This is a genomic window from Mycobacterium paraintracellulare (genome assembly GCF_000276825.1).
GTDB classification, from domain to species: domain Bacteria; phylum Actinomycetota; class Actinomycetes; order Mycobacteriales; family Mycobacteriaceae; genus Mycobacterium; species Mycobacterium intracellulare.
This window is the reverse complement of sequence record NC_016948.1, coordinates 1401905-1427050: the sequence shown is the minus strand read 5'-3', so window position 1 is coordinate 1427050 and position 25146 is coordinate 1401905. Positions and strand designations below refer to the sequence as shown.

Here is a 25146-nt window from a genome sequence, read left to right as displayed (position 1 = left end):
CGGGTCGTCACCATCAGGCACGGTCAGCTGCCGAACGCCTTCGGCGCCGGAGCCCCCTCGGGGAGCTCACCGGGGTATGGCTGCGCTAACGCCTCGCGCTGGGCGGCGAACAACTTGTCGCAGGCGGCCAGCGCCACGTCGAGCAGCTTGTCCAGCGTCGAACGCGGGAAGGTCGCGCCCTCACCGGTTCCCTGAACCTCGACGAGGGTGCCGGTGTCGGTGGCGACGACATTCATGTCCACCTCGGCGCGGGCGTCCTCCTCATAGGGCAGGTCCACCCGGACCCTGCCGTCGACCACTCCGACGCTGACCGCCGCGATGGCGCACGACAACGGGCGCGGATCCGACAGCTTGCCCGCCGCCCCGAGATACGTCACCGCATCGGCGAGCGCCACGAATGCGCCCGTGATGGCCGCGGTGCGGGTTCCCCCGTCGGCCTGCAACACGTCACAATCGACGGCAATTGTGTTCTCCCCCAACGCCGCCAGGTCGATGCACGCCCGCAGCGAGCGTCCGATCAGCCGGCTGATCTCCTGGGTGCGCCCCGACAGCCGCCCCTTCACCGATTCGCGGTCGGAGCGCGTGTGGGTCGCCGACGGCAACATCGCGTACTCCGCCGTCAGCCACCCCAGCCCCGAACCCTTGCGCCAGCGCGGCACACCCTCGGTCACGCTGGCGGTGCACATGACCTTGGTGTGGCCGAATTCGATCAGCACCGAACCGGCTGGGTGGTCAGTGAAACCGCGGGTGATGACGACGGGCCGAAGCTCGTCGTCGAGGCGGCCGTCTTCTCGTCTCGTCACGACGCAACCCTAACGTGGAGTGTCAGACCCTCTCGGAGCGGCGGATATCGAACGTCTCACCGCACACCACCGCATGCACGGGACCATCGAACTCGGCCTTGGCCTCGCTGATCACGTCCTCCCGCGAGGTCCACGGCGGGATGTGCGTCAGCAGCAATTCGTGAACGCCGGCCTCGGCCGCGGCCCGGCCGGCCTCGGTCCCCGACAGATGCAGCGCGGGCGGCCGGTCCGCCGAATGCGTCCAAGACGCCTCGCAGAGAAAAACGTCGGCGCCGCGGGCCAGCTCGACGAGCTGATCGCAGACACCGGTGTCACCGCTGTAGACAAACGACGCGCCGGAGGAATCGGTGATCCGCAATCCGTAGGACTCGGTCGGGTGGGCCACTACCCGCGGCGTCACCGTCAGCTCACCGATCGTCACCGGCTCGCCGTCGACCCAGTGACGAACGTCGAAGATGTCCGAGCAGTCGTCGATCTCGCCGCCGTAGGGTGAGGACGCCGCGCCCAGCCGCGACCAGGTGTCGCCGGGGCCGTACAGCAACGCCTTACCGAGCGGGCGCGTCGGGTGATAGCGCCGCCATACGAACAATCCGGGCAAATCCAGACAGTGGTCGGCGTGTAAGTGCGACAACAGCACGTGCACGGAACCGGGGTCGGCATAGCGCTGCAGTGCGCCGAGAACACCCCCGCCGAAGTCGATGACCAATGGCGGAGTGTCCGGTGCCCGGAGCAGATAACCCGACGCAGGCGAATCCGGACCCACCACGCTGCCCGAGCAGCCGAGCACGGTTATTCGCACGGACACTACTGTGCCATGCCCGACAGGGCCATGACGAAAACATGGCCGCTTTGGTGTGACGAGAATCTCGCCCGGTCGTCAATCAACGCGCACCTGATGAACGGGCTGAACTCCGGACACGGCGGGACCGAGGAATCGCGCCGCCAGTCTGGTGAATGCGTCGGGGTCGCCGGTGGCTTCGAAGACGCGAGTCGCGGGCGGCGCATCATGCGGGCGAAGCAGGTCTCGCTCGGTGAGCACCCGCAGCACCTCTTTGGCGGTCTCCTCCGCGCTGGACACCAGCGTCACGTGCTCACCCATGGCCAGTTGAATGAGTCCCGACAACAACGGGTAGTGCGTGCATCCGAGCACCAGCGTGTCCACCTGCGCGCGCTGCAGCGGCTCCAGGTAGCCCTCGGCCAACCCGAGCACCTGACGCCCGCTGGTCACGCCGCGCTCGACGAAGTCGACGAACCGCGGGCAGGCCACCGCGGTGATCTCGGTGTCGCGGGCGGCCGCGAACGCGTCCTGATAGGCATGCGAGTTGATGGTCGCCTGGGTGCCGATGACGCCGATCCGTCCGTTGCGGGTGGTCGCGACCGCGCGGCGCACCGCGGGCAGGATCACCTCGACGACGGGCACGTCGTAGCGTTCGCGGGCGTCGCGCAGGCAGGCCGCGGATGCCGTGTTGCAGGCGATGACCAACGCCTTGACGCCGCGGCCCACGAGGTCGTCGCCGATGGCCAACGCGTGCGCCCGAACTTCGGGGATCGTCAGCGGGCCGTAGGGCCCGTGGCCGGTGTCGCCGACGTAGATGATGTCCTCGTCGGGCAGCTGATCGATGATCGCCCGCGCGACGGTGAGCCCCCCGACGCCGGAGTCGAAGACCCCGACGGGCGCCAGTGGTCCGCTCATGTCTTCCGGCGCGGCGACGCGGTGCCGGCCGTCCTTTTCGACCGGGCCTTGCGTTCCGGGGCGGACAACCAATAGGCGGCCACGACGCCGGCGATCGCACCGCACAGATGCGCTTGCCAGGACACGCCCCCGCAGAGTCCGAGCACCGGCATGGCGCCGAGCAGGACGCCGCCGTAGGCGAACATCACGACCAGCCCGATGACGATGTTGGACACCCGGCGCACGAATATCCCGAACACCAGCAAGAAGGCCAGCCAGCCGAAAATCAGGCCGGAAGCCCCGATGTGGTCGGTGGGGCCGCAGCTGCTGCCGACGTCACCGATGAGCCAGGTGCCCAAACCACCGAGGATCCATACGATGGCGGTCGCCCACACGAACCGGGACAGCCCCGCCAGCGTCATGAGGAAACCCAGCACGAGCAGCGGCACCGTGTTGGCCATCAGGTGCTCCCAGCTCGCGTGCAAGAGCGGGGAGAAGACGATGCCCCACAGGCCGTCGAGCTCGAGGGGCCGGATGCCGTTGGCATCCAGCGAGTGCCGGGTCATCTGGTCGACCAGCTCGACGAAGTAGAGCAACACGACGAAGGTGAGGATCGTGGCGGCGCCCACCATCGGCGTGGACCGCTTCTTCTCCTGGGCGGCGGGTGCCCTCGGAGCGGTCTTACCCATAGCTGCCCTTCCAGCGCGTTTCCGGCATCGTCCAGGCTACCGGCGCGGCGGGCGGATTCCTCATCGGCCGAGTGCGCCGGGCAGCACGTCGCGGTAGCTCGGGATCCCGGCGATCGATTCGGCGGCCAGCACCCCGCCCAGCACCGCTCGCGCCAGGCAATCGGCGGCCGCGATGCCGACCTCGGTGACCAGCCGCGTCTCGGGGGAGAACGCGGCCGGCACCGGCTTTGAACTGGGCGACGGGGGCTCGACCTCGACCGCCCCGGTGGCCAGGACGAACACCGCGTCCCCGTCGACCGGCGTGTGGGCCGGCCGGATGCTGCGGGCCAGGCCGTCGTGGGCCGAGATGGCCACCCGACGGCACGCCGCCGGGCTCAGGGCGGCGTCGGTGGCCACCACCGCGATGACGGTATTGAGCGGTTCCTCCAGCGGGTCCGACGGGGACGGCAGCCGGGCGAAGGCGCCGACCTGCTCGGGCGGCGGCGGAGAGAGTCCGAACTCGTGGGCCAAGTCGGCCATCCACGGCAACCCGGTCGCCCGGTCGGCGACCTCGCCCGCGGCGTTCACCACGGCCAGCGCGCCGACGGTCACACCGCTCGGCAGCGCCGTCGAGGCGGTGCCGACCCCGCCCTTCAGCGCCCCGGCCCGGGCCCCCACCCCGGCGCCGACGTTGCCCACGCCCATCGCCGCACCTTCTTGCACGGCGGCGGCGCAGGCCAGGTAGCCGAACTCGTCCGTCGGGCGGCACTGCCAGCCGCCGACCGGCAGATCGAAGATCACCGCTGCCGGCACGATGGGCACCACGCCCCCACCCATCGCCACGCCGCGTTCCTGTTCTTCCAGCCAGCGCATGACGCCGTCGGCGGCCGCCAGGCCGTAGGCGCTGCCCCCGGCGAGCAGCACCGCGTCCACGAACCGCACCGTGTTGGCGGGGTCGAGCAGATCGGTCTCGCGGGTTCCGGGCGCCCCGCCGCGGCAATCGACCGCGCCGACGGTCCCCGGGGGCGGGAGCACCACGGTGACGCCGCAGGCCCAGCCCGCGCCCAACGAGGCGTCGGGGTCCAATCGCTGGTAGTGGCCGACGCGGATCCCAGCGACGTCGGTGATCGCGCCCATCGCGGTCACCGGGACCCCATCAGCACCAACACCAGGTACTCCTGCAGGACCGTCAGCCACTGGTAGACGTCGAAGTGCACGGCCAGCGGATGATCGGCCGGCAGCCGCTCGGGGCCCTCGGGTCCGACCTCGAGCATGACGCCCAACGTCAGCCGGATGTCGTTGACCGCCCCGATCCAACAGTTCGCGTCTTCCTCGCTCAGCTCGAACCGGCCGCCGTCCTCGGGGACCGTGCTCAGCAACCGCTGTGCCGCAACGCGTTTGGCGTCGACGATGCCCGGCTCGTGCAGGCTGCGCAGCGCGGCGTTCAGGCTGTCCGCGGAATCTGCAGGCGCGGTGTCCTGGTCGTCGTTTCGGTAGAAGTCCGGCAGCAGCCGGCGCAGGGTGGGGTCTTTGGGCGGTTCGGCGTTGCCGGTCTTGATGCCGGTGATTTCTTCGAGTTCGTCTGCCGGCGAAGAAGATTCACGCTCGTCGAGTAAACCGATCATCGCGGTGGCGAGGTTCTTCAGCAGTGCCGCCTCATGGGACGCCAGGGCCGACCGGAAACGGGGACCGTCCGCGGCCTCGACGCGCTTCCATTTGCGCACAGGGAATCGCCAGCGCCTCGATCGTCAGCGGTCCTGCTGCAGCGTCGCCCACAAACCGGCGGCGTGCAGCTTGGACACATCGGCTTCCATGGACTCCCGGCTACCGGCGGACACCACGGCCTTTCCCTCGTTGTGCACCTGCAGCATGAGTTTGGTGGCATGCGGCTCGCTGTAGCCGAACAACTTCTGGAACACGTATGTCACGTACGTCATCAAGTTGACCGGGTCATCCCAGACGATCGTGACCCAGGGACTCGCCGTGACCTCGACCGGCGCGGACTCGCGTTGTCCTGTAGTGCCCGGCTTAGTGGGCGCTGACATAACAACCATGGCCTACACGATACCGAGGGATGCACGACGTTTCCGAGCCCGCGGGGCAGCCGATACCGTTATGGAATGAACGACTCGGTCGTCACCGGGCTGCTGACCGACAAGTACGAGTTGACGATGTTGGCGGCGGCGCTGCGGGACGGCAGCGCCAATCGCCGCACCACCTTCGAGCTTTTTGCGCGCCGTCTTCCCGAGGGACGCCGTTACGGCGTGGTCGCCGGAACCGGCCGGCTGCTCGAGGCGCTGCCGCAGTTCACCTTCGATGACGAGGCCTGCCGGTCGCTCGGGCAATTCCTCGATCCAGATACGTTGCGGTACTTGCGCGATTTTCGGTTCGGCGGCGATATCGACGGCTACGCCGAGGGCGAGCTGTACTTCCCCGGATCCCCGGTGCTGTCGGTGACCGGGACGTTCGCCGAGTGCGTGGTGCTCGAAACGCTGGCCCTGTCGATTTTCAACCACGACACCGCGGTCGCGTCGGCCGCCGCGCGGATGGTGAGTGCGGCCAGGGGACGACCGCTGATCGAGATGGGGTCACGGCGAACCCACGAACAGGCGGCGGTCGCCGCGGCCCGCGCCGCCTACATCGCCGGCTTCGCCGCGTCCTCCAATCTGGAGGCTCAGCGCTGCTACGGAATACCGGCCGAGGGCACCTCCGCGCACGCGTTCACCATGCTGCACGCGCGCGCCGACACCCCCGCGGAGTCGACCGAATTGGCGGCCTTTCGGGCGCAGGTCGAGGCGCTCGGCGTCGAGACCACCCTGCTGGTGGACACCTACGACGTGACGGCCGGCGTGGCCAACGCGGTGGCCGCCGCCGGCACCGGGCTCGGTGCCGTGCGCATCGACTCCGGCGAGCTGGGCGTGCTGGCCCGCCAGGTGCGCCAGCAGCTCGACGACCTGGGCGCCACCGGGACCCGCATCGTGGTCTCCGGTGACCTCGACGAGTTCTCCATCGCCGCATTGGCAGCCGAGCCGGTGGACAGTTACGGCGTCGGCACGTCGCTGGTGACCGGCTCGGGCGCACCCACCGCGAACATGGTGTACAAGCTCATCGAAGTGGACGGCCTGCCGGTGCAGAAGCGCAGCAGCCACAAGGAATCCCACGGCGGACACAAAGAGGCACTGCGCACCGCGCGCAGCTCCGGCACCATCACCGAGGAGATCCTGTATCCGGCCGGCCGTCAGCCCGACGTCGATGAACCGGCCCGGGTGTTGACCGTCCCGCTGGTCCGCGGCGGGGAGCTGGTGTCCAAACCGAACCTCGCCGCGGCGCGCGAGCTGGTAGCTTCCGGGCTGCGCAGTCTGCCGTGGGAGGGGCTGAACCTGTCGCACGGCGAACCCGCGGTCACGACGACGCAGATCCGCGCCTGAGCAAGGGAGTGACCACGTCCGACGTGTCCGTGCACGAGCTGCTGGCCACCGCCGTGGCCGCGCTCGGCGGCAGTGAACGCAGCGGCCAACAGGAGATGGCCGACGCGGTGGCGCGGGCCTTCGCCACCGACGAACACCTCGTCGTACAGGCCGGCACCGGCACCGGCAAGTCGCTCGCCTATCTGGTGCCCGCGATCGTGCACGCCCTGGACGACGACTCCCCCGTCGTCGTGTCGACGGCCACCATCGCGCTGCAACGCCAGCTCGTCGATCGCGATCTGCCCCGGCTCATCGATGCGCTGGCCGACGCGCTGCCGCGCCGCCCGCAGTTCGCGCTGCTCAAAGGCCGACGAAACTATCTGTGTCTCAACAAGATTCACAACGGCGGGGCGGCCGACGGTGACGACGTCGACGGGCGGCCGCAAGAGGAACTCTTCAACCCCATGGCGGTCAGCGCCCTGGGCCGCGACGTGCAACGGCTCACCGAGTGGGCGTCGACCACCGAATCCGGTGACCGCGACGATTTGAAGCCGGGCGTGCCCGACCGGTCCTGGTCTCAGGTCAGCGTTTCCGCGCGGGAATGCCTCGGGGTGGCCCGCTGCCCGTTCGGCACCGAGTGCTTCTCCGAGCGGGCCAGGGGCCTGGCCGGCCGTGCCGACGTCGTGGTCACCAACCACGCGCTGCTGGCCATCGACGCGGTCGCCGAATCCGCGGTGCTGCCCGAGCACGCGCTGCTGGTGGTCGACGAGGCGCACGAGTTGGTGGACCGGGTGACGTCCGTGGCCACCGCGGAGTTGACGTCGGCCGCGCTCGGGGTCGCCTCGCGGCGGATCGGCAGGTTGGTGAGCCCGGAACTGGTCCAGCGCCTCGACGCGACGACCGCCAACTTCGCGGCGGCGATCCACGACGGCACGCCGGGGCGCATCGACCGCCTCGACGAGGACCTGGCGACGTACCTGACCGCGCTGCGCGACGTCGCCACCGCGGCGCGTTCGGCGATCGACACCACGAACGACGCCAAGGCGGCGGCGGCCCGCGCCGAAGCGGTCGCCGCGCTCAGTGAGATTTCGGAGACGGCGTCGCGGGTGCTCGCCTCGTTCGGGCCGGCCATCCCCGACCGCACCGACGTGGTGTGGCTGGAACACGAGGAGAACCGGGGTGCACCGCGCCCGGTGTTGCGGGTGGCCCCGCTCTCGGTCGCCGGGCTACTTCGCCGACGCGTGTTCTCGCGTTCGACGGTTGTGTTGACATCGGCGACGCTGACGATCGGCGGCTCCTTCGACGCCATGGCCGCGGCGTGGGGCCTGACCGCTCCCACGAGCGACGACGGCGGCGACGCACGCTGGCGCGGCCTCGACGTCGGCTCGCCGTTTCAGCATGCCAAGGCCGGCATCCTGTACGTGGCCGCGCACCTGCCGCCGCCCGGGCGCGACGGCGTCGGCTCGGCCGAGCAGCTGGCCGAGATCGCCGAGCTCATCACCGCCGCCGACGGGCGCACCCTGGGCCTGTTCTCGTCGATCCGGGCGGCCCGCGCGGCCGCCGAGGCCATGCGCGAACGGCTGTCGACACCGGTGTTGTGCCAGGGCGACGACAGCACGTCGGCGCTGGTCGAGCAGTTCAGCGCCGACCCGCAGACCTCGCTGTTCGGCACCCTGTCGCTGTGGCAGGGCGTCGATGTGCCCGGGCCGTCGCTGTCGCTGGTGCTGATCGACCGCATCCCGTTCCCCCGCCCCGACGACCCCCTGCTGGGCGCGCGCCAGCGGGCGGTCGCCGCGCGCGGCGGCAACGGCTTCATGGCCGTCGCGGCCAGCCACGCGGCGCTGCTGCTGGCGCAGGGCTCCGGCCGGCTGTTGCGCCGCGTGACCGACCGCGGGGTGGTCGCGGTGCTCGACTCGCGCATGGTCACCGCCGGCTACGGCGGCTACCTGCGGGCCTCGCTGCCGCCGTTCTGGCAGACCACCAACGGGGCGCAGGTGCGTGAGGCGCTGCAGCGGCTGCGGACAGCAGAGGACTCGCAAGAAGGCCTGTCCGCCTGAGCGTTCCGGCTACCGGGCCAGGGTGACCAGACCGAGCTCGTTGCTGGCGGCCAGCATCGGATGGCGGGGCAGCACGCGCACGGTGTATCCCACCGATCCCGCCAGCGGCAGCGGTGTGGTCGTCGAGAACACCTGGTTGCCGCCCTCGGCGGTGCCGGTGTACGACATCTCGACGGTAATCGGCTCCAGCAGCGCATCGCCGGCGTCGACGCGGCCGACCACCGCCTGGACCGTGACCTCCTCGGGCGCCAGCCCGGCCAGCTGCACGGTGGCGGTCAGGGTCAGCTTCGAGCCGAGCACCGGGCTGTCCGGCAGGCCGGTGCTGTCGACGTCGGTGATCACGATCTTCGGCCAGGCCTCGTAGGCGCGCCGGCGATAGGCGGCCAGCTCGCGGGCGGCGCCGAACTCGCCGCCGCCGTCGGCGGGCGCGAGCGTCTTGCGCAGCGATTGCGCCGCGGGCGTGTAGTACTGCTCGACGTAGTCGCGCACCATGCGGGAAGCCAGGACCTTCGGGCCGAGCGTCTGCAGGGTGTGGCGCACCATTTCGATCCAGCGCGGCGGTACCCCGTGCTGGTCACGCTCGTAGAACTTCGGTGCCACGGCTTCTTCCAGCAGCCGATACAGCGCGCTGGATTCCAGGTCGTCGCGGCGCTCCGCGTCGGCCACGCCGTCGGCAGACGGTATCTCCCAACCGTTTTCGCCGTCGTACCATTCATCCCACCAGCCATCGCGGATGGACAGGTTCAGCCCGCCGTTGAGTGCGCTCTTCATTCCCGAGGTGCCGCAGGCCTCCAACGGGCGCAGCGGGTTGTTCAACCAGACGTCGCAGCCCCAATAGAGCAGCCTGGCCATGGACATGTCGTAGTCGGGCAAGAACGCGATGCGGTGGCGCACCTGCGGCCGGTCGGCAAATCGCACCACCTGCTGGATCAAGGCCTTGCCGCCGTCGTCCGCCGGGTGCGACTTACCGGCGACGATCAGCTGGATCGGCCGTTCGCTGTCCAGCAGCAGCTGCTCCAGCCGATCCGGATCGTGCAGCATCAGCGTCAACCGCTTGTACGTCGGCACCCGCCGGGCGAACCCGATGGTCAGCACTTCCGGATCGAAAGCTGTTGCTATCCAACCCAATTCGGCGTCCGAGGCGCCGCGTTCCAACCACGAGCGCCGCAGCCGGCGCCGCACGTCGTCGACCAGCAGGGACCTCAATTGCGAACGAATCCACCACAGGTGACCCGCATCGACCTGCTGCAGGCGCAACCACACGCCCGGATCGCTGAACGAATCCGACCCGGCCAGCTCGTAGCCCAGCTGCAGCCACTGCGGCGCCGCCCAGGTGCGCGCGTGCACCCCATTGGTGATCGACCCGATCGGCACCTCCCCGGGGTCGAATCCGGGCCACAGCTCGTTGAACATCGCCCGGCTCACCCGGCCGTGCAGCGACGAGACCCCGTTGGCCCGCTGGGCCAGGCGCAGACCCATGTGCGCCATGTTGAATTTCGTCGGGTCGTCCTCGGCGCCGAGCGCCAGGATGCGCGCCGTCGGCACCCCCGGCAGCAACACGGGCGCGCTCGTCGCGTCGGCCGCCGTGCCGTCGCCGCCGGATGCCGATTCGTCGGCAAGATGGTCGTCGAAGTACAGCCGCACCATGTCGATGGGGAAACGGTCGATGCCCGCGGGCACCGGGGTGTGGGTGGTGAACACGGTGCTCGAGCGCACGACCGCCAGCGCGGTGTCGAAGTCCAACGCCGCGCCCGTCATCAGCTCGCGAATGCGCTCCGCGCCCAGGAACCCGGCGTGCCCCTCGTTCATGTGGAACACCTCCGGCGCGGGCAGGCCGTGGATGGCGGTGTAGGCGCGGATCGCCCGCACGCCGCCGATGCCGGCCAGGATCTCCTGCCTCATCCGGTGTTCCTGATCGCCGCCGTACAGGCGGTCGGTGACACCCCGCAGATCGTGCTCGTTCTCGGGGACGTCGGAATCGAGCAGGAGCAGCGGGACCCTGCCCACCTGCGCGACCCAGATCCGGGCGTGCAGCTGCGCGGAGTCCGGCAGCATCAGCTCAACCAGGGCGGGGTCGCCGGTGGCATCGGTCAGCAACCGCAACGGCAGCCCCTGCGGGTCCAGCGACGGGTAGTTCTCGTGCTGCCACCCGTCGGCGGTCAGCGACTGCCGGAAGTAGCCGGACCGGTAGTAGAGCCCGACCGCGACCAACGGCACGCCCAGATCGGATGCGGACTTCAGGTGGTCACCGGCGAGGATGCCCAAGCCGCCGGAGTAGTTGGGCAGCACCTCGGCGATGCCGAACTCCATCGAGAAGTAGGCGATGGCGGCCGGCATCTCGGCGCCGTGGTCCTGCTGTTGCTGGTACCACAGCGGGCGGTTGAGGTAATCGTTCAATTCGGCGGTCAGCTCGTCGAGCCGGCGAAGGAAGGTCTCGTCGATCGCCAATTCGTCGAGTCGCGCCGGCTTGACCGCCCCCAGCAACGCCACCGGATCGCAGCCGCATCGCTGCCACAGGTCCGGGTCGATGCTCGCGAAAAGGTCCTGGGTCGGCGTGTCCCATGACCATCGCAAGTTGGTCGAGAGCTGGTCCAGCGCGGTCAAACGCTCGGGAAGGTGAGCACGGACGGTAAACCGGCGGAGGGCTTTCACGCGTCCCTACCTTACTGAGGATTCCGGCCCGCGCACGGCGGCGCGAAAGACCGCTTTTCGTTCGCTTTCCGTGGCGGGGTGTGACCGAAGACTAGGGTGGGTATCGGTTAGTTATCGGGGTCGCAACGATGCTTCCCCGCATAGAAAGTTCCCCACGACAGGAAGTTTCCCGACGAGCGGCGTTCCGCGCGGAGCACACCCCGGACTGGCCGCACACAATCTGGATCGCTCCCGGTGACGATGCGGCCCGCGGCGCGGGGCGCGGAGGAAGCGGGAAAATCGGAACGGAGTGGTGGTGCCCGGTCGTGTCGAGATCGATAACGTCCAGCCGGTCGTTTCCTGTGGCGCGTTTCCCGCGAAAGCCGTGGTCGGCGAGGTCGTGCCGGTCAGCGCCGCGGTGTGGCGGGAAGGCCACGAAGCGGTGGCCGCAACCCTGGTCGTGCGCTACCTCGGGCCGGGCTATCCGCAAGTCACCGAGACCCGGCGGGTCAAAGCGGTTCAGGCTCCGGCAAAGCCGGTGACCGATCGCGACGGCAAGGTCGACCAGCAAAAGGTCAAGCCGCTGGCGCTGCCGATGACGATGGGTCTGGAACCCTATGTGTTCCACGGCCAGTTCACCCCCGACCAGGTGGGGCTGTGGACCTTCCGCGTCGAGGGGTGGGGCGATCCGATCCACACCTGGCGGCACGGGCTGGTCGCCAAACTGGACGCCGGTCAGGGCGAGAAGGAACTGTCCAATGATCTTCTGGTAGGCGCCGGGTTGTTCGAACGCGCCGCGAGCGAGGTGCCGCGCGCCCGGCGCGAACCGCTGCTGGCCGCCGCCGCGGCGCTGCGCACCCCCGGCGACCCGGTCACCCGAACGGCGCTGGCGCTGGGGCCGGAGATCGAGGAAATCCTGGCGGACCACCCGCTGCGCGACTTCGTCACGCGCGGCGAGCAGTACAGCGTCTGGGTGGACCGGCCGTTGGCCAGGTTCGGCTCCTGGTATGAGATGTTTCCCCGCTCGACCGGCGGATGGGACGCCGACGGCAACCCCGTGCACGGCACATTCGCCACCGCAACCGCCGCGCTCGGGCGCATCGCGGCGATGGGGTTCGACGTCGTCTACCTGCCGCCGATCCATCCGATCGGCAAGGTACATCGCAAGGGGCGCAACAACTCCCCCACCGCCGCTCCGACAGATGTGGGTTCTCCCTGGGCGATCGGCAGCGACGAGGGCGGCCACGACGCCGTCCACCCGGATTTGGGCACCATCGAGGACTTCGACGCGTTCGTCGCCGCGACACGCGAATTGGGCATGGAGGTGGCGCTGGACCTGGCGCTGCAATGCGCGCCGGACCATCCCTGGGCGCGTAACCACCGCAACTGGTTCACCGAATTGCCCGACGGCACCATCGCCTACGCGGAGAACCCGCCCAAGAAGTACCAGGACATCTATCCGATCAACTTCGACAACGACCCGGCCGGCCTCTACGACGAGGTGCTGCGCGTGGTCCGGCACTGGATGGACCACGGCGTCAAGGTTTTTCGCGTCGACAACCCGCACACCAAGCCGCCGGACTTCTGGGCGTGGTTGATCGCCGCGGTCAAGGCCATCGACCCCGACGTGCTGTTTCTCTCCGAGGCCTTCACGCCGCCGGCCCGCCAGTACGGGCTGGCCAAACTGGGCTTCACGCAGTCGTACAGCTACTTCACCTGGCGCACGGCGAAGTGGGAGCTGACCGAATTCGGTAACGAGATCGCCGCTTTGGCCGACTTCCGCCGGCCCAACCTGTTCGTCAACACCCCCGACATCCTGCACGCCATCTTGCAGCACAACGGGCCCGGGATGTTCGCCATCCGTGCGGTGCTGGCCGCGACGATGGGACCGGCCTGGGGCGTGTATTCGGGATACGAGCTGTTCGAGCATCGCGCGGTGCGCGAAGGCAGCGAGGAGTACCTGGACTCCGAGAAGTACGAGTTGCGGCCTCGCGATTTCGCGGGTGCGCTCGCCGAGGGACGCTCGCTTGAGCCATTCATCACGCAGCTCAACGCGATTCGCCGACTCCACCCCGCCCTCGAGCAGCTGCGCACCATCCATTTCCACAGCGTGGACAACGACGCGCTGCTCGCCTACAGCAAGTTCGACCCGGCCACCGGCGACTGCGTGTTGGTGGTGGTGACGCTCAACGCCTTCGGCCCCGAGGAAGCGACCCTGTTTTTGGATATGGCCGCACTGGGTATGGAGCCCTACGAGCGCTTTTGGGTGCGCGACGAGATCACCGGCCAGGAATTCCAATGGGGACAAGCCAATTACGTTCGCATCGATCCCGGGCAGGCGGTCGCGCACATCATCAACATGCCGCGCGTACCGCATGACGCTCGAATGACGCTGCTGCGCAGGCATTGACACCAGACATGAAACGGACCGGAGGCGAAAGGGACATGAGCCAAGCCGACCAACTCGCTCGGACGCACCTGGCGCCCGACCCCGCCGACCTGTCGCGCCTGGTCGCCGGCACGCACCACAACCCGCACGGCGTGCTGGGGGCCCACGAATACGGCGACCACACCGTCATTCGGGCGTACCGGCCCCACGCGGTCGAGGTCGTCGCGATCGTCGGCGACGACCGATTCCCGATGCAGCACGTCGAGTCCGGGCTGTTCGCCGTGGCGCTGCCGTTCACCAACCTGATCGACTATCGGCTCCAGATCACCTACGAGGGCGCCGACCCCTACGTCGTCGCCGACGCCTACCGTTTCCTGCCCACCCTCGGCGAGGTCGACCTTCATCTGTTCGCCGAAGGGCGCCACGAGCGCCTCTGGGAAGTCCTTGGCGCGCATCCTCGCTCGTTCACCACGGCCGACGGCGTGGTCAACGGGGTGTCGTTCGCGGTGTGGGCGCCCAACGCCAAGGGCGTCAGCCTGGTCGGCGAGTTCAACGGCTGGACCGGCAACGACGCCCCGATGCGGGTGTTGGGCTCCTCGGGCGTGTGGGAGCTGTTCTGGCCCGGCTTCCCGCTGGAGGGGCTGTACAAGTTTCGCGTTCATGGCGCCGACGGAGTGGTCACCGAACGCGCCGACCCCATGGCCTTCGCCACCGAGGTGCCGCCGCACACGGCCTCCCGGGTGACGCGCAGCAAGTACACCTGGGAAGACGCGGACTGGATGACGCAGCGCGCCGGGCGCAACCCGGTGTTCGAGCCGATGAGCACCTACGAGGTTCACCTGGGTTCATGGCGACCCGGGCTCAACTACCGCCAGTTGGCCCGCGAGCTGACGGATTACGTTGTGGAGCACGGATTCACCCACGTCGAGCTGCTCCCGGTCGCCGAACATCCCTTCGCCGGATCCTGGGGATACCAGGTGACGTCGTACTACGCCCCGACGTCCCGGTTCGGCACCCCGGACGAATTCCGGGCCCTGGTCGACGCCCTGCACCAGGCCGGTATCGGCGTGCTGGTGGACTGGGTGCCGGCACACTTCCCGAAGGACGCGTGGGCGCTGGCCCGCTTCGACGGCACCCCGCTTTACGAACATTCCGACCCGCAACGCGGTGAGCAACTCGACTGGGGCACCTACGTTTTCGACTTCGGTCGCCGTGAGGTACGCAACTTCCTGGTGGCCAACGCCTTGTTCTGGCTCGAAGAATTTCACATCGATGGACTACGTGTGGACGCGGTCGCGTCGATGCTGTACCTGGATTACTCCCGCCCCGAAGGCGGCTGGACGCCGAACATCTACGGCGGGCGGGAGAACTTGGAGGCGGTCCAGTTCCTGCAGGAGATGAACGCCACGGCGCACAAGAGCGCCCCGGGCATCGTCACCATCGCCGAGGAGTCGACCTCCTGGCCCGGGGTCACCCGGCCGACAAACCTTGGCGGCCTGGGCTTTTCAATGAAGTGGAACATGGGCTGGATGCATGACACGCTCGACTACATCAGCCGCGATCCGATCTATCGGAGCTATCACCACCACGAGATGACGTTCTCGATGCTTTATGCGTTCAGCGAGAACTATGTGCTGCCGATCAGCCATGACGAGGTGGTCCACGGCAAGGGAACGCTGTGGGGACGCATGCCGGGCAACAATCACGTCAAAGCCGCCGGCCTGCGCAGCCTGCTCGCCTACCAGTGGGCTCACCCGGGCAAGCAATTGCTGTTCATGGGCCAGGAATTCGGCCAGCGCGCCGAGTGGTCCGAAGAGCGCGGTCTGGATTGGTGGCAGCTCGACGAGCAGGGATTCTCCAACGGCGTCCTACGCATGGTGCGCGACATCAACGACATCTACCGCAGCCACCCGGCGCTGTGGAGCCAAGACACCGTGCCCGACGGCTACTCCTGGATCGACGCCAACGACTCGGGCAACAACGTCTTGAGCTTCCTGCGTTACGGCAAGGACGGCTCGGTGATGGCGTGCGTGTTCAATTTCGCCGGTGCCGAGCACGGCGGCTACCGGCTGGGCCTGCCGTCGGCGGGGCGGTGGCGCGAGGTGCTCAACACCGACGCCACCGTCTACAACGGTTCGGGGGTCGGGAACATGGGCGGTGTCGATGCCACCGAGGACCCGTGGCACGGGCGCCCGGCCTCGGCGGTGCTGGTGTTGCCGCCCACGTCGGCGCTGTGGCTGGAACCGGAGTAGGGCCCCTTAACCCCATCGCCGAACGTGGACTAGTTGCGCGATTTCGGCGCTGTTGGCGCCAACAACTCGACGTTCGTGAGCCGATTTCGCGTCAGTACAGCGCGTTGGCGAGGTTGCGTCGCCCGACGACGACCTCGGGATCGGCCGGGTCGAACAGTTCGAACAGCTCCACCAGGCGGGTGCGCACCAACGCGCGATCATCGCCGGATGTGCTGCGCACCAAGGCGATCAGTCGCTCGAACGCGGCGGCGACCTCTTGGTTGAGGATCTGCACGTCGGCGGCCGCGAGGGCGGCTTCGATGTCGGTCGGCGCCGCGTCGGCGACCGCGACGGCGTCCGGGCGCTGGGCGGTCGCGCGCGTCAGGAACTCGATCTGGCGGATCGCGCCCTTGGCCTCCGCGCTGGCCGGGTTGGCATCCAGGATCGACTGATAGGACGCCTTGGCGGCCTCGAAGTCACCGTCCTCCAGCTGCTGGCGCGCCGCGGCCAACTCGGGGTCGACGACGTCGGGTTCCGCGGAACCCGTTGCGCCCCTAAGCTTCCCGGCGGTCGCGGAGAGGATCTGGTCCAGCCAGCCGCGCAGTTGCTCGGCCGGCTGCACGCCTTGGAAACTCGAGATCGGCTGCCCGGCCGCCAAGGCCACCACGGTGGGGACGGCGTCGACGCCGAAGATCTGGGCGACCCTGGGCGCGACATCGACATTGACGGAGGTCAGCGACCATTTGCCGTTGTCCTGGCCGGACAGCCCGGACAGCGTGTCGAGGAGCTGGACGCACGCGTCGCTGCGCGGCGACCACAGCAACACGACGACCGGCACTTCCTCGGACCGCAGCAGAACCTCGGCCTCGAAGTTGGCCTCGGTGACCGCGGTGATGCCACCCCCCTCGGTGGTCGGGGGCGTGGGCCCTCCCGGAGCGGCGCCGGGCGACTGGGCGCGCTGCTTGAGACCGGACAGATCGACAGCACCGGTCAGTGCGGGGCCGATGGAAGGTCGCGGACGCGTCACGCCGTCAAGTTTGTCATGCGCGCGGGCTACCGATCCACCCGGTGGCGGCGCCGCTTGGGCACGGCCGGGACGGGGCCGAAAATCCCCTCAAAAAGGGGCGTGATCGGCCCGTATGACGAAGATCACAAAATTCTTGCCGCCGCACGGCGCCAGCAACGTCGCGGGGAGCGTCGATCCCTGGCTAACCCGCCCGCAGAACCAGGGCGTCGCCCTGCCCTCCGGCCCCGCAGAGCGCCGCGACGGCGTATCCGGACCCCCGCCGCGCCAATTCCAGGGCCGCATGCAGCGTGATGCGCGCCCCCGACATGCCGATCGGATGCCCGACCGCGATCGCGCCGCCGTTGACGTTGACGATGTCGGGATTCACGCCGAGTTCGCGGGTCGAGGCCAGCGCGACCGCGGCAAACGCCTCGTTGATCTCCACGACATCGAGCTGGTCGACGGAGATGCCCTCGCGGCTGATGGCCTTCTTGATCGCGTTGGCCGGCTGCGACTGCAGGGTGGAGTCCGGACCGGCCACCACCCCGTGCGCGCCGATCTCGGCCAGCCAGCTCAGCCCCAGCTCCTGCGCTTTGGCCTTGCTCATCACCACCACCGCGGCGGCGCCATCGGAGATCTGGGAGGCCGAACCGGCGGTGATGGTGCCATCGCGGCGAAACGCCGGCTTGAGGCCGGCCAGCGACTCGGCCGTGGTGTTGGCGCGGATGCCTTCGTCCTCGGTGAACTGCAGCGGATCACCCTTGCGTTGCGGGATGTTGACCGGCACCACCTCGTCGGTGAAGACGCCGTCCTTCCACGCCGCGGCCGCCTTCTGATGCGACCCGGCAGCGAACTCGTCCTGCTCCTGGCGGGTGAACTTGTCGACGTCGTTGCGCTGTTCGGTGAGCGCGCCCATGGGCTGGTCGGTGAACACGTCATGCAGGCCGTCGTAGGCCATGTGGTCGAGGACCGTGACGTCGCCGTACTTGTAGCCCGAGCGGCTGTCCATCAGCAGGTGCGGCGCCTTGGACATGGACTCCTGGCCGCCGGCGACCACCACGTCGAACTCCCCGGCGCGAATGAGCTGGTCGGCCAGCGCGATGGAGTCGATTCCGGACAGGCACATCTTGTTGATGGTCAGCGCCGGAACGTCCCAGCCGATGCCGGCGGCCACGGCCGCCTGGCGTGCGGGCATCTGGCCCGCCCCGGCCGTCAACACCTGGCCCATGATCACGTAGTCGACCAGCGAACCCGGCTCTTGAACATTTGGGAAGGCCTTCTCCAGCGCGCCGGCGATCGCGATGGCGCCCAGATCGCTGCCCGAGAAATCCTTCAGCGAACCCATCAGCTTGCCGATGGGTGTGCGCGCTCCAGCAACGATCACCGACGTCGTCATGACTCTCTCCTAAGGCCTGCTGGGCGCTCCCCCGACGGCCGATTCGGACTCCCGGAGAAGCGCAATCTTTGCCGCCAGGTTACCGTTATGTGATGACGACCGATCAAGTTGACGCCCGTCAGATCCTGGCCACCTCACTGGTGACGGCGATCGATCACGTCGGCATCGCAGTCGCCGACCTGGACTCCGCCATCGACTGGTACCACGACCACCTCGGCATGATCCTGGTGCACGAGGAAGTCAACGAGGAGCAGGGAATCCGCGAAGCCATGCTGGCGGTGCGGGGCGCCCCGGCGGGCACCGCGCAGATCCAGTTGATGGCCCCGATCGACGAGTCCTCGACGATCGCGAAGTTCCTCGACAAGCGCGGGCCGGGCATTCAGCAGATGGCCGTTCGGGTCAGCGACCTCGACGCCATGGTCGAGCGGCTCCGCGAGCAAGGCGTGCGGTTGATCTACGACGCGCCCCGGCGCGGCACGGCAAACTCCCGGATCAACTTCATCCACCCCAAGGACGGCGGCGGAGTGCTGATCGAGCTCGTCGAACCGGCCGCCTGAAAGCCGGTAGTCAAGACCACTTCCTGGTGGGACCGCGGGTGGCGCGGTGCGCCCAGCACGGCGTGTGCCAATGCCGGCGGTCCTCGACGTGACCCGCGCCTGTCCCGGACACCGAATCGATCGGCCACACCACCAAATGAGCTGAGCCGGAGCGGATTTCGTGATCACAGCCCGGGCAGCGATAGGTCTTGACCGCTCGGGCCGCCGCGACGGGACGGACCTCGTACTCGTGTCCGTCGGGCCCGACCTCCACCCGGCGCAGCAGCGGCGCCGACGGCCGCTGCCTGCGTGGCGGTGGGCGGCGCCGAGGCATGCGATCAGTCTAGTGACGGGCTTCAGAACAGCCGGTACTCGTCGTTGTCCATGCCCCGCATCTTGTCGTAATCCAATGTCACACAACGGATCCCGCGATCGACGGCCAGGGTGCGCGCCTGCGGCTTGATCTGCTGCGCCGCGAAGACCCCTTGCACCGGCGCCAGCAGGCTGTCCCGGTTGAGCAGCTCGAGGTAGCGGGTGAGCTGCTCGACGCCGTCGATCTCGCCGCGCCGCTTGATCTCCACCGCCACCGAGCCGCCGCGTTCGTCGCGGCACAGCAGATCGACGGGGCCGATGGCGGTCATGTACTCGCGACGCACCAGCGTGTACCCCTCGCCGAGCAGCTGGACGTGCTCGGCGAGCAGCGCCTGCAGGTGCGCTTCGACGCCGTCCTTGACCAGCCCCGGGTCCACGCCGAGATCGTGGCTGGAGTCGTGTTCGATCTCCTCGACGGTGATGCGCAGTTGTTCGCCCGCCTTGTTTTCGACAACCCACACCGGGGGGTCACCGGCCTGCTCGCTCAGCCAGCACGGCGGGCTCATCCAATTCAGCGGTTTGTAGGCGCGGTCGTCGGCGTGCACACTGACCGATCCGTCGGCCTTGAACAGCAACAGCCTGCGCGCGGAGGGCAGGTGCGCGGTGAGCCGGCCGACGTAGTCCACGGTGCATTGAGCGATCACTAGACGCACCCGACTCACCTTAGAGCGTGGCCGACAAATTAGGCTGACGCCACCATGTCGGCCAACACGTCCTTGGCACAACGAATAGGCCGGGTGCTCGAGCGCGTCACCCGTCAGAGCGGCCGTCTGCCAGAGACGCCGGCGTACGGCTCCCTGCTGCTCGGTCGGGTGTCGGAAAGCCAGGGCCGCCGCCGGGTGCGCATCCAGATCATCATGACGGTGCTGGTGCTGGGCGCGAACCTGATCGGCATCGCCGTCGCGCTGTTTTTGGTGACGGTCGCCATCCCGGTGCCGAGCGTGTTCGACGACGCGCCGGCGTGGATCACGTTCGGTGCCTCCCCGGCCTACATCGTGGCGGCCTCGGCGTGGGGCACGTACTGGATCACCCGCCGGACCGTGATCGCCCTGCGCTGGGCGATCGAAGAGCGCGAGCCGACTCCAGAGGACGAGCGCAACACCTTTGTCGCGCCGTGGCGCATCGCCCTCGTCGACCTCGTCTTGTGGGGCGTCGGGACGATACTGCTGACGACGCTGTACGGCATGGTCAACACGCTCTTCATTCCGCGATTCCTGCTCGTCGTGAGCTTTGGCGGGGTGGTGGTCGCCACCGCTAGTTACCTGCTCGCGGAGTTCGCGCTGCGGCCCGTCGCCGCCCAGGCGCTCGAGGCCGGTCCACCGCCACGACGGTTCGCGGCGGGCATCATGGGCCGCACGATGGTCGTCTGGTTCCTCGGTTCGGCCGTGCCCGTCATCGGGATCATGATGCTCGCTCTGTTCGAGCTCGTGCTGCGCAATCTGACCCAGACGCAGTTCGCGGTGGCCGTGTTGATCGTGTCGATGGCTCCGTTGATCTTCGGGTGCGTCCTGATGTGGATCCTGGCCTGGCTCACCGCGACACCGGTGCGGGTGGTCCGTGCGGCGCTGGCGCGCGTCGAGCGCGGCGATCTGCGGGGGGACCTCGTGGTGTTCGACGGTACCGAACTCGGTGAGCTGCAACGCGGCTTCAACACGATGGTCGACGGCCTGCGGGAGCGGGAACGCGTCCGCGACCTCTTCGGCCGCCACGTCGGGCGTGAGGTGGCGCTGGCCGCGGAACGCGAACGGCCGAAGCTGGGCGGCGAAGAACGCCACGTCGCGGTCGTCTTCATCGACATCGTCGGGTCGACGCAGCTGGTGACGAGCCAGCCGCCGGCCGAAGTCGTTGCGGTGCTGAACCGTTTCTTCGCGATCGTCGTCGAGGAGGTCGACCGCTACTGCGGGCTGGTCAACAAATTCGAAGGCGACGCGACGCTGGCCATCTTCGGCGCGCCCAACCGCCTGGACAGTCCCGAAGATGCGGCGCTGGCCGCCGCGCGGTGTATCGCCGAGCGCCTGGCGGACGAGATGTCCGACCTCGAGGCCGGGATCGGCGTGGCCGCGGGCCAGGTCGTCGCCGGAAATGTCGGCGCCAAAGAACGATTCGAATACACCGTCATCGGGGAGCCGGTCAACGAGGCGGCGCGGCTGTGCGAGCTCGCCAAGTCACACACCAACCGTCTGCTCGCGACGGCCGACGCCATCGAGGGCGCAAGCGAAAACGAGCGGGCCCGTTGGTCATTGGGCGAAACGGTCACCCTGCGCGGGCACGAGCGCCCCACCCGTTTGGCGTCGCTCGTCGACGCCCCTTCATCCGCTCAGTAGGGCTTCGGCGGGCTCAGACCGCCACCTGGCGGTGGCGACTCTGGTTGCCGCCGCACCGTTTGGCTTCATACATCGCGGTGTCGGCCTGGGCGACCAATTGGTGGAACGCGTGCTCGGCATAGTCCGAGACGACGCTGCGCAACGCGAGGGTGGCGATCCCGACGCTGGCGGTCACCGATGCGTTCATCGCGGCTATCGCGTCACAGAGCTGTCGGCCCCACTCTGGCAGCTGGTCCGCGGTGACGATGTCGGCGACCAGGAACTCCTCCCCGCCGACGCGGCCGACGATCGCGGTCTCTCCGCAGGCGGTCGTCAGGGTGCCGGCCACCTCGATGAGCGCCTCATCGCCGGCCGCGTGCCCGCGGGTGTCGTTGAGCTCTTTGAAGCGGTCCAGATCGACCATGGCCACCGCCAAGAACATGTGATGCGCGCCCGCGAGCATCCGGCCGACTATCTCCCTGTCGCAGGCTCGCCGGTTCAGCAGGCCGGTCAGCGGATCGCGGTTGGCACGCGAGAGATCAACCCACAGGGCGCGCACCACGACCTGGATGGCGAGCGGAACGACCACGTTGAGTTCCAGAACCAGGAAGTAGCCGGTGAAGGCCAACACTGCTTGCCCCTCGGCGGCCAGACGCACCGCCTGCCAGGCCCCGATCGCGCTGGCCACGCCGAGGTTCAGCGCCATGAGCCTGGTGGTGTGGAAGAACGCGATGTAGCCGCCGGTCACCGAGAGCGCCGAGCAGGACATCAGCCCGACGAGCGGCTGGGGCTGCCACAGACAGCCGCCGCCAATGGATACGCAGCCGGTCATGATGTAGAAGATCGACTGGCGCCGGGTGGGCCATCCGCTCAACCACAGCACCGCCATGCCCAGTCCGATCACGGCGGACACGACCGAAACCGTCAGCGCCACATGGGGATACAACGGCTCGGGACCCCAGTACACATTGACGGGCACCAGCACCAACGAGGACGCCACGACAGCCAACACCCTGCGGGTGTTGGTGCTCAGCCCGTGCGCTTGCAAATAACCTGTCAGCCAATCGAAGTGGTCGTCCTGCCCCCACCACGTCGCCAGCCGCTTCATCGGTTCGCCTTTCCCCGAACTCACTCACCCCGTCGGGTCACGCCGTCAGAGCCGGCGAGTTGGGTCACAGTAAATACCATCGCGTGCGGGAAGTACCTCGAATCGACAAGAAAGCCGCTCCGACGTGAGGCCAACCGACACCGCCCACCACGATGTCGCTTTCCCGCTAGTTTTGTCGGTGCCCGGGTGTAAGTCTGGAAGCGTGCACGACGATTTCGACCGCTGCTACCGCGCCGTCCAGTCCAAGGACGCCCGGTTCGACGGCTGGTTCGTCACCGCGGTGCTGACCACCCGGATCTACTGCCGGCCCAGCTGCCCCGTGCGGCCGCCGTTCGCCCGCAACGTGCGGTTCTACCCCACCGCGGCGGCCGCCCAGCGGGCCGGCTTTCGGGCCTGCAAACGGTGCCGTCCCGATGCCTCTCCGGGTTCCCCCGAATGGAACGTGCGCGGTGACGTGGTGGCGCGCACGATGCGGCTGATCGCCGACGGCACCGTGGACCGCGACGGTGTGGGTGGTCTGGCCGCCCACCTCGGTTACACCACTCGCCAGCTCGAACGGCTCCTGCAGGCCGAGGTCGGCGCCGGCCCGCTGGCACTGGCCCGGGCGCAGCGCGCCCAGACCGCCCGCGTGTTGATCGAGACGACGGACCTGCCGTTCGGCGACGTCGCATTCGCCGCGGGCTTTTCCAGCATCCGTCAGTTCAACGACACCGTGCGATCGGTGTTCGAAGGCACACCGAGCGCCCTGCGCCGGCGCGCGGCCGCCCGTACCGCGTCCGAGGCCAATTCGCCTGGCACCGTGTGCCTTCGGCTCCCGGTGCGCACACCCTTCGCCTACGAGGGCGTCTTCGGCCATCTCGCGGCCGGCGCCGTTCCCGGTTGCGAGGAGGTCCGCGATGGCGGGTACCGACGCAGCTTGCGCCTTCCGTTCGGCAACGCCATCGTGACCCTGACGCCCGCCGTCGACCATGTCCGTTGCGTCCTCGTGCTCGACGATTTCCGCGATCTGACCACGGCGATCGCCCGCTGCCGGCGGCTGCTGGACCTCGACGCGGACCCGGAGGCGGTCGACGAAGCGCTGGGCGCGGACGCCGGTCTGCGACCCGTCGTGGCCAAGGCGCCCGGGCAGCGCATTCCGCGCACCGTCGACGAAGCCGAACTCGCGGTGCGCGCAGTGCTCGGGCAGCAGGTGTCGACCAGGGCCGCGAGCACCCATGCCGGCCGGCTGGTCGCCGCGTACGGACGGCCGGTCAACGACGCCGAGGGAACGTTGACCCACACCTTCCCCTCGGTCGAGGAGCTCGCCGAGATCGATCCCGTCCATCTGGCGGTGCCCAAGGCCCGCCGCCGCACGCTGAGCGCATTGGTTGCCGGCCTCGCCGACGGCAGCATCGTGCTGGACACCGGATGCGACTGGGACAGTGCCCGCAGACAGTTGCTCGCGCTGCCCGGGGTGGGCCCCTGGACCGCGGAAGTGATCGCGATGCGCGGCCTTGGCGACCCCGACGCCTTCCCCGCCAGCGACCTCGGGCTGCGCCTGGCCGCCAAACAGCTGGGATTGCCGTCCGACGAACGCTCCCTCGTGGAACGCGGCGCCCGTTGGCGCCCCTGGCGTTCCTATGCCACCCAATATCTTTGGACCACTCTCGAGCATCCCGTAAACCATTGGCCGCCACAGGAGGTCGCATGATCGAGTACCGCACCATCGACAGCCCCATCGGATTGCTCACCCTGGCCGGTCGCGGCTCCGTATTGACGAACCTACGGATGGTCGACCAGACCTATGAGCCGAGCCGCGCCGGCTGGTCGCCGAACCCGCGGGCGTTCGGCGCCGCCGTCGAGCAGCTGGCCGCCTATTTCGCCGGCGAGCGCACCGACTTCGATTTCGAGTTCGACCTGCACGGCTCCGAGTTCCAGCGGCGCGTGTGGAAGGCGTTGCTGACGATTCCCTATGGGGAGACGAGGTCATACGGATGGATCGCCGAGCAGATCGGCGCTCCGGGGTCCGCGCGCGCCGTGGGATTGGCCAACGGGCACAATCCGATCGCGATCGTGGTGCCCTGCCACCGGGTGATCGGCTCGAACGGCAGCCTCACCGGCTACGGCGGCGGCCTGCAGCGCAAGCGCGCCCTGCTGGATCTGGAAAAGACCCACAGTTGCGCAACGCTGTTCGACTGACCGCCGGCGGTGGTCGCGTTTCTTTTGCGAGGTCCGTCGTACGACGCTATCGTCCATATTTGTGGACGACAGTGCGAAGGATCCGGCGGTGGTGCTGCCGTATCTGGTCGGTAGACCCCTGGCGGCCACCGAGGTCTACGAAGCGTTCGGCTACCGCAAGTCCGCGTACTACAAGGCGGCTCGCGAGGGCAGGCTGATCACCGCCGACAACCTGATCAGGGCGGCCAAGTATTTGGGGTTGAACCCGGTCGACCTGCAGGTCCGCTACGGTCTGATCGACCCCGACTCGGTCACCGAGTACCTGGAGTCCCAGACCGGCCCGCCCAGGCTGCGCGACCTTCGCCCCGATCCCAACAGTCCGCCCGTCTGAGCGGCACTGCCGGACCGTT

General features: G+C 68.7%; 22 protein-coding genes. 9 read left to right on the top strand and 13 right to left on the bottom strand.

Annotated features, from left to right (window positions below; genetic code table 11):
* Positions 1-23: 23 nt before the first annotated feature.
* From rph to clpS, 7 genes are all read right to left on the bottom strand, one after another.
* On the bottom strand, positions 24-803 hold the full coding sequence (rph, locus tag OCQ_RS06850) for a ribonuclease PH (protein WP_008254891.1): 780 nt from the start codon (positions 801-803) through the stop codon (positions 24-26).
* A 22-nt stretch (positions 804-825) separates the two neighbouring features.
* A complete protein-coding gene (locus OCQ_RS06845) occupies positions 826-1608 on the bottom strand; it encodes a cyclic nucleotide-degrading phosphodiesterase (protein WP_008254889.1) in 783 nt (260 codons plus the stop codon).
* Positions 1609-1680: 72 nt separating this feature from the next.
* On the bottom strand, positions 1681-2496 hold the full coding sequence (gene murI / locus OCQ_RS06840) for a glutamate racemase (RefSeq protein WP_014384089.1): 816 nt from the start codon (positions 2494-2496) through the stop codon (positions 1681-1683).
* The gene (locus OCQ_RS06835) at positions 2493-3164 is read right to left on the bottom strand and encodes a rhomboid family intramembrane serine protease (RefSeq protein WP_036458477.1); all 672 of its coding nucleotides are present in this window, start codon (positions 3162-3164) and stop codon (positions 2493-2495) included. The genes murI and OCQ_RS06835 overlap by 4 nt, the downstream gene beginning before the upstream one ends.
* Before the next feature lie 60 nt (positions 3165-3224).
* Positions 3225-4280 (bottom strand): P1 family peptidase, encoded by a 1056-nt coding sequence (locus OCQ_RS06830; protein WP_036458561.1) that lies wholly within the window; start codon positions 4278-4280, stop codon positions 3225-3227.
* Positions 4281-4285: 5 nt separating this feature from the next.
* The gene (gene aosR, locus OCQ_RS06825) at positions 4286-4867 is read right to left on the bottom strand and encodes an oxidative stress transcriptional regulator AosR (protein WP_014384086.1); all 582 of its coding nucleotides are present in this window, start codon (positions 4865-4867) and stop codon (positions 4286-4288) included.
* A 24-nt stretch (positions 4868-4891) separates the two neighbouring features.
* Positions 4892-5197, bottom strand: a complete 306-nt coding sequence (gene clpS, locus OCQ_RS06820) for an ATP-dependent Clp protease adapter ClpS (protein ID WP_026071508.1) — start codon at positions 5195-5197, stop codon at positions 4892-4894.
* Between the two features lie 66 nt (positions 5198-5263).
* On the opposite strand from clpS, the gene OCQ_RS06815 reads away from it, so the two are divergent.
* Both OCQ_RS06815 and OCQ_RS06810 read left to right on the top strand, forming a co-directional pair.
* Entirely contained in the window at positions 5264-6571 is a 1308-nt protein-coding gene (locus OCQ_RS06815) for a nicotinate phosphoribosyltransferase (RefSeq protein WP_014384085.1), read from the top strand.
* Positions 6572-6579: 8 nt separating this feature from the next.
* On the top strand, positions 6580-8607 hold the full coding sequence (locus OCQ_RS06810; RefSeq protein WP_014384084.1) for an ATP-dependent DNA helicase: 2028 nt from the start codon (positions 6580-6582) through the stop codon (positions 8605-8607).
* Positions 8608-8616: 9 nt separating this feature from the next.
* Here OCQ_RS06810 and glgP read toward each other — a convergent pair whose 3' ends face one another.
* A complete protein-coding gene (glgP, locus tag OCQ_RS06805; RefSeq protein WP_014711093.1) occupies positions 8617-11259 on the bottom strand; it encodes an alpha-glucan family phosphorylase in 2643 nt (880 codons plus the stop codon).
* 295 nt (positions 11260-11554) lie between these two features.
* On the opposite strand from glgP, the gene OCQ_RS06800 reads away from it, so the two are divergent.
* Both OCQ_RS06800 and glgB read left to right on the top strand, forming a co-directional pair.
* Entirely contained in the window at positions 11555-13648 is a 2094-nt protein-coding gene (locus tag OCQ_RS06800; RefSeq protein WP_198763772.1) for an alpha-1,4-glucan--maltose-1-phosphate maltosyltransferase, read from the top strand.
* Positions 13649-13683: 35 nt separating this feature from the next.
* On the top strand, positions 13684-15879 hold the full coding sequence (gene glgB / locus OCQ_RS06795; protein WP_008254871.1) for a 1,4-alpha-glucan branching protein GlgB: 2196 nt from the start codon (positions 13684-13686) through the stop codon (positions 15877-15879).
* A 91-nt stretch (positions 15880-15970) separates the two neighbouring features.
* On the opposite strand, the gene OCQ_RS06790 is transcribed toward glgB, so the two are convergent.
* Both OCQ_RS06790 and OCQ_RS06785 read right to left on the bottom strand, forming a co-directional pair.
* Positions 15971-16885 carry a tetratricopeptide repeat protein gene (locus OCQ_RS06790; protein ID WP_008254864.1) on the bottom strand — a complete coding sequence of 305 codons (915 nt, stop codon included), beginning with the start codon at positions 16883-16885 and terminating at the stop codon, positions 15971-15973.
* 181 nt (positions 16886-17066) lie between these two features.
* Complete coding sequence (locus OCQ_RS06785; RefSeq protein WP_008254863.1) at positions 17067-18260, bottom strand: acetyl-CoA C-acetyltransferase; 1194 nt, start codon at positions 18258-18260, stop codon at positions 17067-17069.
* An 89-nt stretch (positions 18261-18349) separates the two neighbouring features.
* On the opposite strand from OCQ_RS06785, the gene mce reads away from it, so the two are divergent.
* Positions 18350-18817: a methylmalonyl-CoA epimerase gene (gene mce, locus OCQ_RS06780; RefSeq protein ID WP_008254861.1), complete on the top strand. Its 468-nt coding sequence runs from the start codon at positions 18350-18352 to the stop codon at positions 18815-18817.
* A gap of 10 nt (positions 18818-18827) precedes the next feature.
* Here mce and OCQ_RS25860 read toward each other — a convergent pair whose 3' ends face one another.
* Together OCQ_RS25860 and nucS are read right to left on the bottom strand one after the other, a co-directional pair.
* Positions 18828-19130 (bottom strand): hypothetical protein, encoded by a 303-nt coding sequence (locus OCQ_RS25860; protein ID WP_080552542.1) that lies wholly within the window; start codon positions 19128-19130, stop codon positions 18828-18830.
* Positions 19131-19152: 22 nt separating this feature from the next.
* Positions 19153-19821, bottom strand: coding sequence for an endonuclease NucS (gene nucS / locus OCQ_RS06775; RefSeq protein ID WP_008254859.1), 669 nt, complete (start codon positions 19819-19821; stop codon positions 19153-19155).
* Positions 19822-19866: 45 nt separating this feature from the next.
* Here nucS and OCQ_RS06770 point away from each other — a divergent pair, with 45 nt between their 5' ends.
* On the top strand, positions 19867-21492 hold the full coding sequence (locus tag OCQ_RS06770; protein ID WP_014384080.1) for an adenylate/guanylate cyclase domain-containing protein: 1626 nt from the start codon (positions 19867-19869) through the stop codon (positions 21490-21492).
* A 13-nt stretch (positions 21493-21505) separates the two neighbouring features.
* Here the strand turns inward: OCQ_RS06770 and OCQ_RS06765 are convergent, their stop codons facing one another.
* The gene (locus OCQ_RS06765; RefSeq protein ID WP_008254855.1) at positions 21506-22579 is read right to left on the bottom strand and encodes a GGDEF domain-containing protein; all 1074 of its coding nucleotides are present in this window, start codon (positions 22577-22579) and stop codon (positions 21506-21508) included.
* 202 nt (positions 22580-22781) lie between these two features.
* Between OCQ_RS06765 and OCQ_RS06760 the strand changes: the two genes are divergently transcribed.
* The 3 genes from OCQ_RS06760 to OCQ_RS06750 all read left to right on the top strand — a co-directional run bounded on the left by OCQ_RS06760 (position 22782) and on the right by OCQ_RS06750 (position 25127).
* Positions 22782-24269: a DNA-3-methyladenine glycosylase 2 family protein gene (locus tag OCQ_RS06760; protein WP_008254852.1), complete on the top strand. Its 1488-nt coding sequence runs from the start codon at positions 22782-22784 to the stop codon at positions 24267-24269.
* Positions 24266-24757 carry a methylated-DNA--[protein]-cysteine S-methyltransferase gene (locus OCQ_RS06755; protein ID WP_008254850.1) on the top strand — a complete coding sequence of 164 codons (492 nt, stop codon included), beginning with the start codon at positions 24266-24268 and terminating at the stop codon, positions 24755-24757. The genes OCQ_RS06760 and OCQ_RS06755 overlap by 4 nt, the downstream gene beginning before the upstream one ends.
* Positions 24758-24818: 61 nt before the next feature.
* Positions 24819-25127 (top strand): hypothetical protein, encoded by a 309-nt coding sequence (locus tag OCQ_RS06750; RefSeq protein ID WP_008254847.1) that lies wholly within the window; start codon positions 24819-24821, stop codon positions 25125-25127.
* The last annotated feature ends 19 nt before the right edge of the window (positions 25128-25146 follow it).

Coding starts and splice junctions, on each gene's coding strand:
- murI (WP_014384089.1), bottom strand. CDS start 2,496: ATGAGCGGACCACTGGCGCCCGTCGGGGTCTTCGACTCCGGCGTCGGG.
- OCQ_RS06835 (WP_036458477.1), bottom strand. CDS start 3,164: ATGGGTAAGACCGCTCCGAGGGCACCCGCCGCCCAGGAGAAGAAGCGG.
- OCQ_RS06830 (WP_036458561.1), bottom strand. CDS start 4,280: ATGGGCGCGATCACCGACGTCGCTGGGATCCGCGTCGGCCACTACCAG.
- clpS (WP_026071508.1), bottom strand. CDS start 5,197: ATGGTTGTTATGTCAGCGCCCACTAAGCCGGGCACTACAGGACAACGC.
- OCQ_RS06815 (WP_014384085.1), top strand. CDS start 5,264: ATGAACGACTCGGTCGTCACCGGGCTGCTGACCGACAAGTACGAGTTG.
- glgB (WP_008254871.1), top strand. CDS start 13,684: ATGAGCCAAGCCGACCAACTCGCTCGGACGCACCTGGCGCCCGACCCC.
- OCQ_RS06785 (WP_008254863.1), bottom strand. CDS start 18,260: ATGACGACGTCGGTGATCGTTGCTGGAGCGCGCACACCCATCGGCAAG.
- OCQ_RS25860 (WP_080552542.1), bottom strand. CDS start 19,130: ATGCCTCGGCGCCGCCCACCGCCACGCAGGCAGCGGCCGTCGGCGCCG.
- OCQ_RS06770 (WP_014384080.1), top strand. CDS start 19,867: ATGTCGGCCAACACGTCCTTGGCACAACGAATAGGCCGGGTGCTCGAG.
- OCQ_RS06765 (WP_008254855.1), bottom strand. CDS start 22,579: ATGAAGCGGCTGGCGACGTGGTGGGGGCAGGACGACCACTTCGATTGG.
- OCQ_RS06755 (WP_008254850.1), top strand. CDS start 24,266: ATGATCGAGTACCGCACCATCGACAGCCCCATCGGATTGCTCACCCTG.